The following is a 2,000-nucleotide window of genomic DNA, read 5'->3' as shown; positions in this document are numbered from 1 at the left end:
AATCACCTGAACATGAATCATATCAGCTCCAAAAAAAAAGACGCAGCGAAAATAAATTCACTGCGTCTTTGCATTACTTAATTCATTATTGTAGATTCTTGATTATTTTTCAATTAGGGGTCTGTCCCCATTGTATTATGGACGGCGAACCAAACGAAATACTTCTGTAATTGTACCATCAATTTGGTCCTATGTCAATAAAACAGACAACTTAAACGGGCTCTGGCAGTGCTCCAAATCCCTTATATGTTGTGTCTCCTGTCAAGAAAAAAAACAGGAAAGATCATTCGGCAATTTACCAACTCTTATATTCTTGGATAATGAACATGTTCATCCCGTAAGGTCAATGGATTCGCCAAAGTTCTTTCTGTCTAACGTCGAGCATAACACTTTATTTCTAAAGGTCGCCAAGTAGGGATTTCAAAGATAACTAATCCTTGCTGCCCGCTTATTTTTCCTGATAGTTTTTTCTTAAAAAAGCCAAATAAAATCTCTCCAAATTTTATAAGTTTTTCAATCTATATTTAATCTAGGCAATGTGATCGGTCATCATTCCCCAGACAAAACATGCCAGTTCCCTTGCTGCTGCTGTTGAAGCTACGTTCGATGCTTTTCCTCGACTCTCAAGATTCATCATCTTGTGCTTTAACCTGTACCTGCATTTATCTGCATAGGCAATTACTTTCGGGTCGTTCCCTTTCTGTCTGTCCAGAAGTCTTTTTGATTTCTTAAACTTCACATTCGTCTTCTTTATACTTTTGGCACTTTCCGTAAAAAGCCGCCTCAAATAACAGTTGCCCGACTTCGTAATTCCAAGATGTCTTTCTTTTCCTCCCGAAGAATGTTCCCCAACTGACAGCCCGACAAAATTGGCAAAGTCCCATGCTCGCGCAAACCTCATGAAATCTCCCACCTCTGAAACAATGGATACTGCCGTCAACGTATCAATTCCACAGAAACAGATCAGTTTCTTGACCTTTGCGTTCACTTCTTCATCTTCTGAGATTTCCTCAAGCCTATTCTCAACTCTTTTCAGACGTGCTTCAAGTTCGTTTACACTGACGATATATTCATCAAATGCTTCCTGGAGATATGGCTGCTCAAATGTGATTTCCTTCAGCCATCGCCTGTGTTCTCCAGTCCAATGACTTTTACCTTCAAAATGCTTTCCCTGTCTAAGAAGAAATGCCTGCAGAACCTGTTTTGCTGTTTTCAGTTCTGTCATTATGCTTCGTCTCATCCTGCAGAATTCTTTTATTGCTTCTTCCTTCTGACTTGAAAGATGAACAGGACTGTAATCATGTGTAAACAAATCTTTTGCAAGTAGGCGAGCATCCACCTTGTCATTTTTTACCTTGTAATTCGCACTCCGTTTTAATGATGTAGGTGCCATAACCACGCAAGCTACGTCCTTTCTCAACAAATCCCGACACAAGCCGAAGCCTGTCGGACCTGCCTCATATCCACAGACGAACATCACATCACCAAGCTGTTTCTTTACATTTTCAAGATACTTGATGACGTTCGCTGTTGTTGATTTCATCTTGTGCTCATAAAGATATCTGTCGGTTCTCGAATCATAGCAACATAATGAATAACTGTCTTTGTGGACATCCATTCCTACATAAATTATAATTTCCATGTTGTGTCTCCTTTTTGCATTTTGGTAATGCTTTTGTTAGATTTGTCTTACCTAATTTTAAGCTAAATCCACGTTTTTGCAAAAAATCAGGAGACACAACATATTGTCTAATCCGTTTGACAACAAAGTCCTCATTTCTAACAAATTATTAACAAATATTTTGCATATATAAGTCCTTTTTTTTGGAATAGCATGTTAAACTGTTATTATGAGTAATGCACCCAAGGAAGAAAAAACATCCAGACCTCATAAAAGCTTCTGGAACTTTGCTCACGACTGCCTTGCACCAATAATTCTAAAAAAGTTCGGATGTAAAACACAAAATGCACCTAAGCTGCCCGAACCATATCTTGTTCTT

1 protein-coding gene is annotated in these 2,000 nt (G+C 38.5%); it reads right to left on the bottom strand.

Features of this window, described 5'->3' with window-relative positions:
• Window positions 1–529: 529 nt before the first annotated feature.
• On the bottom strand, window positions 530–1,642 hold the full coding sequence (locus tag ACKI39_RS10980; RefSeq protein WP_407400473.1) for an IS110 family RNA-guided transposase: 1,113 nt from the start codon (window positions 1,640–1,642) through the stop codon (window positions 530–532).
• Window positions 1,643–2,000: the final 358 nt, after the last annotated feature.

The organism is Treponema sp., from assembly GCF_045641405.1.
GTDB lineage: Bacteria > Spirochaetota > Spirochaetia > Treponematales > Treponemataceae > Treponema_D.
This window is presented reverse-complemented; position numbering and strand designations above follow the sequence as displayed.